Annotated in this window: 6 protein-coding genes and 1 pseudogene; 3 read left to right on the top strand and 4 right to left on the bottom strand. The window is 34.5% G+C overall.

Annotated elements, in window-relative coordinates; all coding sequences use genetic code 11:
- The first annotated feature begins 2 nt into the window (after nucleotides 1-2).
- From FC86_RS03475 to FC86_RS03485, 3 genes are all read left to right on the top strand, one after another.
- Nucleotides 3-1,013, top strand: a complete 1,011-nt coding sequence (locus tag FC86_RS03475) for an NAD(P)-dependent oxidoreductase (RefSeq protein ID WP_056974672.1) — start codon at nucleotides 3-5, stop codon at nucleotides 1,011-1,013.
- A 644-nt stretch (nucleotides 1,014-1,657) separates the two neighbouring features.
- Nucleotides 1,658-2,719 carry a WxLIP family cell surface protein gene (locus tag FC86_RS03480; RefSeq protein WP_056974674.1) on the top strand — a complete coding sequence of 354 codons (1,062 nt, stop codon included), beginning with the start codon at nucleotides 1,658-1,660 and terminating at the stop codon, nucleotides 2,717-2,719.
- Nucleotides 2,703-3,449 carry a WxL domain-containing protein gene (locus FC86_RS03485; protein ID WP_056974676.1) on the top strand — a complete coding sequence of 249 codons (747 nt, stop codon included), beginning with the start codon at nucleotides 2,703-2,705 and terminating at the stop codon, nucleotides 3,447-3,449. Before FC86_RS03480 ends, FC86_RS03485 begins: the two co-directional genes overlap by 17 nt.
- A gap of 48 nt (nucleotides 3,450-3,497) precedes the next feature.
- Here FC86_RS03485 and FC86_RS03490 read toward each other — a convergent pair whose 3' ends face one another.
- The 4 genes and pseudogenes from FC86_RS03490 to glnQ form a co-directional block, all read right to left on the bottom strand.
- Complete coding sequence (locus FC86_RS03490) at nucleotides 3,498-3,890, bottom strand: DUF1093 domain-containing protein (protein WP_056974678.1); 393 nt, start codon at nucleotides 3,888-3,890, stop codon at nucleotides 3,498-3,500.
- A gap of 97 nt (nucleotides 3,891-3,987) precedes the next feature.
- Nucleotides 3,988-4,674: a 2,3-diphosphoglycerate-dependent phosphoglycerate mutase gene (locus FC86_RS03495; RefSeq protein ID WP_056974679.1), complete on the bottom strand. Its 687-nt coding sequence runs from the start codon at nucleotides 4,672-4,674 to the stop codon at nucleotides 3,988-3,990.
- A gap of 83 nt (nucleotides 4,675-4,757) precedes the next feature.
- On the bottom strand, nucleotides 4,758-6,158 hold the full coding sequence (locus FC86_RS03500) for an MFS transporter (RefSeq protein WP_056974681.1): 1,401 nt from the start codon (nucleotides 6,156-6,158) through the stop codon (nucleotides 4,758-4,760).
- Between the two features lie 207 nt (nucleotides 6,159-6,365).
- A pseudogene (gene glnQ, locus FC86_RS06605) lies at nucleotides 6,366-6,468 on the bottom strand (glutamine ABC transporter ATP-binding protein GlnQ); the annotation flags it as partial.

The raw sequence follows: 6,468 nt of genomic DNA on the forward strand, positions 1-6,468 counted from the left end.
AGATGACTTTTAGAATCGGTTGTTATGGCGTTCATTCTTATGAAGCCCCTTACTTTGAAAATTTAAATAAATATCATTACGATTTAAAATTATTACCGGAGTTTTTAACTCACGATAATATTGATTTAATCGAAGATTGCGATGCTGTGTTGCTTCGAGGAAACTGTATTGCTGACCGCCAAAACCTAAGTAAAATGGCAGAATATGGCATCAAATTAGTATTCACGAGAACAGTTGGATTTGATCACATTGACTTAGATGCTGCTGCAGAATTTGGTATGAAAGTAACGCGTGTTCCAGGATACTCACCTCGCTCTGTTGCTGAACTTGCTTTTACACAAGCGATGATGCTTTTCCGCCATACTGCTTTAGCAACAACTCGCACTTCTCAAAAGCAATTCAAAGTAACACCTGAATTTTTTAGTCCTGAAATCCACGAAAGTACGGTTGGGATTATCGGCATGGGTAACATCGGATATGCTGAAGCTAAAATGTGGAAAGCACTGGGTGCACGTGTTTTAGCTTATGACCTAAGCGTCAAAGAATTCTCACTTGATACCGTTGAAAAGTTTGTCAGTCTTGAAGAACTCGCACAAGAGTGTGATATCATCTCTATTCACGCGCCTTATGTACGAGGTAAAAATGAGCAAATGATTAGTCGTGATATTATCAATCAAATGAAACCAAATGGTGTCTTAATCAATACTGCTCGTGGTGAACTAGTTGATCACAGCGCTGTGATTGATGCTTTGAAAGAAAATCGTTTAGGCGGATTTGCTGCAGATGTGTTAGTTGATGAAAGCCAAGTATTTGGTCACAACTTTGATCCTTCTGAGAAGTTACCTAACGAAACCATTACAGAATTAACTAATTTATACCCTAAAGCTATTATCACACCTCACATGGGGTCTTTAACAAAACCTGCTCTTGAAGGTATGATTACAACAAGTTATGAAAATTTCCATTTAGCTTTAACTGAAAATAGCTATCCAAATGAGGTTCTGAAAAAATAAATGAATAAAAAGAGCGGAAACTTTAATAAGTTTCCGCTCTTTTTATTCATTTAACTTTAATTAATTAATTAACTATTAAGCAAATAATTTTTTTGAAGCTAAATATTGAGAGGTACAGTAAACTAAATATGCAGATACTTCATAATATTGATATATCTGACTAAAACATGCTCAAAATAAGTTCTTTTTTTTGTTTAAAATTTCTTTTAGATTTAAAATTGTCTTTGAAAAGGGAGGCAGTTAATTTGAAAAGACATCATTGCTTAAACTTACTAATTGTTACGATTTTATTAAGCTTTATTTGTTTGTTCTGTACTCAATCTTTTATAGCTAATAATTGAAAAAAACAAGGAATAAAAACTCGACGCACACCTTGGCAACTCAATTTCAAAATCCCCCCTAAAAACAGCTAACCAAGAAATATTACCAAGTCAATATTTTTTTGGGGACACCTTATTAATGCAATAACAGTTTATAATGAACAAACTATCGAAGATAAGCTATATTCAGTTACATTTACACCTTCAAAAGGACTCAATTTAAATGTTGATTTGAATCAGGTGAATGCTGAACAATACTCTAGCCAAGCAACGTGGTCTGTCGTCATTGGTCCCTAACTCAATTTTTAGAAAGAAGTATTTTTTATGAAAACTATTCAAGCTAAATTTTATTATTTACTATTTGTGGCGGTATTTCTGATGAGCTTTCTTAGTATTACTCATAATAATCAGACCGTTTTTGCTACATCCCAAATCCCTTTCCAACTGCAAGCCATTCACCCTGATAATCAGCTGAATGCTAACGACTATGATGATTTGCTGATTACACCTAACACTTCTCAAGACTTATCTTTTGTTGTTCAAAACTCTGATAATTCTGCTCGTACATTCGTTGTTGAAGCTAATAATGCAACAACATCAGATGGTATTGCTGTTACTTATGATGAACACGAACGTAATAACCTCTTGAGCCCTATGTTTAGTGATTTAATAGCCAATCGTAAACAAAAAATAACAGTACCTGCTAATACGTCACAAACTGTTACTTTTAACCTAAAATATCCCTCTCAACAATTTGATGGCGTTATTTTAGGAGGTATCACAGTTTATTTAGACGATTCAGATACTCAAAATAAACAATCAGATAATGGTAGCTTTGCTATCACCAACCGCTTTACTTATTCAAATGCCGTTCAATTGCGTACATCTAAAGAAATAACGGCTGTCCCAAAACTAATAGCAAACAAAGCTGAAATGACAACTTCAAATGCTTATCCCTACGTAAAAGTCAACTTGAGTAATTCTGCAAGAGCAATCATTAAACAGATGAGTACTGAAAACACAATTCAAGATTCTTCTGGCAAAATTGTTGAAAGTTATAAAACAACCAACGGTCAAGTTGCACCAAATAGCGATTTCAATTTAGCAATTCCTCTTACAAATGGCGCATTACCCGCCGGAAAATATCACGCAATTGGAACTGCTACTTCTGGTAATCAATCGTGGACTTGGAATCAAGAATTTGAAGTTACAAACGACAACTCCAAAAGCGTTGATCATGAGTCTATCATCAAGCCTAAAGTTAACTATTGGCTATACTTGTCACTATTATTGTTATTACTGATTATCGTATTGATTATCGTAATTATTTTCTTAATTATTAAAAATAGAAAAAAAGAGGATAAAAATAATGAAAAAATCAACTAAACTTCTAACTTTATTAAGCACCAGCGCATTACTTGGATTAGCTTTAACAACAACCGTACATGCTGCAGAAGAACCCGCAACACCTACAGCAAAAACTGGAGCTAACTCAACTGCTACGGTAGGATTCAATGAAAATACAGAGACACCAAGTATCGTTAACCCTAAAGATCCATCAAAACCTGTTGATCCGAACACACCCGCAAACCCTGATGATCCTAAAAACCCAGGTACAGGTGCTCCAGGGCCATTAAGTATTGACTATGTTTCAAACTTCGATTTTGGTACTAAAACAATTTCAAATAAAGATGAAACATATAAATTATCCGATAAAGCTGGCAAAGTAGAGCAGACACCTTTTATTCAAGTAACTGATAATAGAGGTAAACAAACTGGGTGGAATCTGACAGCTAAAATCACTGATTTTGTTGCCACAGATGGTAGTAGTCAAGCTTTAAAAGGTGCTAAGTTAACTATTGGCTCTAAAGCTTCAACAGCCACTGCTGCATATGGAAACAAAAATACAGCGCCAACTATCAAAACACCTTTCGAATTTTCTGACACTAACCAAGCTCAAAGTATTATGAGCGCTACTTCTGGTACTGGTGCAGGTACTTGGCTTGATTTAATCGATCCAGATGCAACAACAATCTTTATCCCAGCTGGTAATGCTAATGCTACAGCTTACAATGCAACTATCAGTTGGAATATTGCTAATGGTCCTCAAAACTAATTGCAAAATAAAAAACCTTGAAAATAAATTCAAGGTTTTTTTATTACACTATTTTAATTGGTTTACAACTGACTGTGGCACTTGTGATTTTTCGACTAGCGTTGTGTTATTCACACGTGTTTTTGATAGCTCACCTTTCACATACTGACCAACAGCATATGGAACATTATCTTTATTAATGCTTCTAACTGAAAATTCAGTATCTTGTTTTGTCCCATTTTCAAATACAAAAGTTTCTTTGTAATTATAGCTATAAATTTGTTTATTATTACTATCGGCTACTAATTGACCGTTACTATCTTTTTCTGCTTCAACTGTTGGCGCTTGTTTAACGATAGCATAAGCATCTTGGCTCTTATACGTATCACTGTAATACTTAAATGAAAATCCCCCAACTAATACAATAACAACCAACATAATAATTCCAATGATTTTTTTCATTATTATTTTTTCCTTTCAAATAAAAAACTCTTGATAATTTTACGATATCAAGAGTTTTTTGTCAGCTAAACTGATTGATTTTAACAAATAATTAAAATTAAAGTTTAACTTTATTTGTAATTTGTAGATCACGGTCCAAGTCATAAACAACTGGTTGACCTGTAGCCATTTCAACATCCATGATATCTTCATCTGAAATGTTTTCAATGTATTTTGTTAAAGCACGTAGTGAGTTACCGTGAGCTGCAACGATAACGTTTTTACCTGCACGTAGGTCTTTAGCAATGTGGTCTTCCCAGAAAGGAATTGCACGTTCTAAAGTAACTTTCAAGTTTTCTCCACCAGGGATAGTACGTGGGTCAAGGTCAGCGTAACGACGGTCGTTTGCTGCTGAACCTTCATCATCTGCACTCAATAGTGGAGGTAGTGTATCGTATGAACGACGCCAGATGTGAACTTGGTCTTCACCGTATTTGTCAGCTGTTTCTTTTTTGTCCATACCTTGTAACGCACCATAGTGACGTTCGTTTAGGCGCCATGATTTAACTTCTGGTACCCAAAGTTGATCTGATTCTTCTAATGCAAAGTGTAAAGTTTTGATAGCACGAGTTAAAACTGATGTATAAGCTTGATCGAATTCGATACCTGCTTCTTTAAGTTTACGTCCTGCTGCTTTAGCTTCTTCAACACCTTGTTCTGATAGGTTAACATCTTCCCAACCAGTAAATAGGTTTTTTAGGTTCCATTCACTTTGTCCGTGACGGATAAATACTAATTTTGCCATGATTGATTTCTCCTTCGCATTTGTGTTATTACATCTTTATTTTACACTGAAAGCGCTTAGATTTCAAAAGTTACTGGCAGTTTTTAATTTAATTGTTCGTTTACTTTTGCATTAGTTGTCCAAATCATCACAACTTGGATTAGAGTTAGTACTAATAAAAACATTAGCGCATACATTGACCCTTGAGTTGTGGCAACTGTTTCACTATTAGAACTGGCTTGAATCGTTGAATCAATAATAGTTGAAACAATAACTGTAGCAATAGCACCAGAAAATTGTTGCACAGTTGTTAAAATAGCATTACCATCGGCTTTCATTTCTCCAGGTAAGTAGCTTAATCCTTGAGTCATAATGTTGCCGTATGAAAGTCCTACTCCTAGCATGATAATGGTGTATAAAATTGTGATAAACCTATCACTTAAATTGTAGGTAAAAATACTCAAAACTAGTAACGGTATGATTATCAAAATCACACCCGTAATAATTGGTTTTTTGGCACCTAATCGATCAAGTAAAATACCTGAAATAGGTGATATAACTGCCCCTAAAACAGCACCCGGTAGCAAAATCAATCCAGCTACTGTTGAACTACTATGATTAACCAATTGAACATAGTTAGGAACGATGAAAGCTAGCCCTAATGTCACGAATTGAGTGACAAAAAAGCTAAATACATACTTAGCAAACGATGTATTTTTTAAACTTTTAACGTTTAAGAGTGGCGAAACTTGGCTGTTTTGTCGACTAACAAAAAAGAATAATGAGACAACACCTACTGCCACAGGTAAAATAACGGTCAAACTTGCTAGACTGTTGTGACTAATGCCACTAATTCCTAGAATTAAGCCCGCAAAGGTCAGTACAATCAATACAAAACTTAGCAAATCAAAACTTTCAGAAGGTTCAGATACATTGTTCAACTTGCCAATTGTGGATAACCCTAATACAAGGGAAATCACTAAAACTGGAATTAGCAAGACGAAAATATAACGCCAACCTAACGTACTTAAAACAACACCACCAAAAGTCGGACCAACAGCTGATGCTGAAGCGGTAATTAATGAGCCGATTCCCATCATGAATCCTAGTCTTTCTTTTGGTACATTTTCTAAAATAATGTTAAACATCAAGGGCAATGCGACCCCTGTTCCAATTCCTTGAACAAATCGTCCCATCAATAATAACCAAAAGTTTGGGGCAATAATATCAAGTACTAATCCAATAATGAACAGCACGTTCGCAGTCACAAATAAATTGCGTGTTTTAAATTTGTTTTTCAAAAATTTGGATAGTGGGATAATACTGGATAATACTAGTAAGTAAATAGTAGTCATCCACTGTACTGTACTAATTCCAACATTAAATTCTGAGATTAAAGTTGGAAACGTGATACTCATCGAGGTTTCCACAACTACCCCACTAAACGTCATTACACCTGTAGCTAAAATAGCTAGTATTACATTAATAGATAATTTTTTATTCATTAATAATCATTATTTCTTCTCCTATAAAAATCTAATTTATTTACAGAATCATTCACGACAGTTCATTACAGCCAAGATTCCCTCCTTTTATTTAGTTTTAGCGCGATTGATTCAGATAAATAAAAGATTAACATTATTTAAAATTCCTCGCAATACATTGATTCAAATAAAAAAAGACAGCTGATTTTTCCAACTGTCTTTTTTTGCTTATAGCACTTTTGATAAAAAGTCTTGTGTACGTTTATGTTGTGGACGATCAAAGATTTGTTCAGGTGTGCCCTGTTCAATAATGTGTCCTTGATCAAAGAAT

This window comes from Holzapfeliella floricola DSM 23037 = JCM 16512 (assembly GCF_001436605.1).
GTDB classification, from domain to species: domain Bacteria; phylum Bacillota; class Bacilli; order Lactobacillales; family Lactobacillaceae; genus Holzapfeliella; species Holzapfeliella floricola.

Bases quoted from the DNA above. Each gene is read 5' to 3' on its own strand.
- FC86_RS03485 (WP_056974676.1), top strand. From the start codon at position 2,703: ATGAAAAAATCAACTAAACTTCTAACTTTATTAAGCACCAGCGCATTA.
- FC86_RS03500 (WP_056974681.1), bottom strand. From the start codon at position 6,158: ATGAATAAAAAATTATCTATTAATGTAATACTAGCTATTTTAGCTACA.
- FC86_RS03495 (WP_056974679.1), bottom strand. From the start codon at position 4,674: ATGGCAAAATTAGTATTTATCCGTCACGGACAAAGTGAATGGAACCTA.
- FC86_RS03475 (WP_056974672.1), top strand. From the start codon at position 3: ATGACTTTTAGAATCGGTTGTTATGGCGTTCATTCTTATGAAGCCCCT.
- FC86_RS03480 (WP_056974674.1), top strand. From the start codon at position 1,658: ATGAAAACTATTCAAGCTAAATTTTATTATTTACTATTTGTGGCGGTA.
- FC86_RS03490 (WP_056974678.1), bottom strand. From the start codon at position 3,890: ATGAAAAAAATCATTGGAATTATTATGTTGGTTGTTATTGTATTAGTT.